1 protein-coding gene is annotated in these 204 nt (G+C 61.8%); it reads left to right on the top strand.

Annotated elements, in window-relative coordinates:
* The coding region (locus B3849_RS01965) for an NAD(P)(+) transhydrogenase (Re/Si-specific) subunit beta (RefSeq protein ID WP_286779744.1) at positions 1-204 on the top strand (204 nt) is incomplete at both ends.

Here is a 204-nt window from a genome sequence, read left to right as displayed (position 1 = left end):
CTTTACTGGGTCGGTCATCGCCTACGGTAAGCTGGCGGGGCGCGTGGATACGTCGGCGACAAAACTGCCCGGCGGTCACATCCTGAACGCCGCGGCGGCTGGCTTGTCGCTGCTGTGTCTGGTCTGGTACTTCAACACCGGTGGCTTCCTGCCGCTGTTCATCATGACCCTGGCGGCACTGTTCATCGGCTACCACCTGATCAT

The organism is Sulfitobacter sp. UBA4523, from assembly GCF_002388305.1.
In the GTDB taxonomy this organism is placed as follows: domain Bacteria; phylum Pseudomonadota; class Alphaproteobacteria; order Rhodobacterales; family Rhodobacteraceae; genus Sulfitobacter; species Sulfitobacter pontiacus.
Note: the sequence above shows the minus strand (reverse complement) of the source record. Positions and strands in the feature narration are given on the sequence as shown.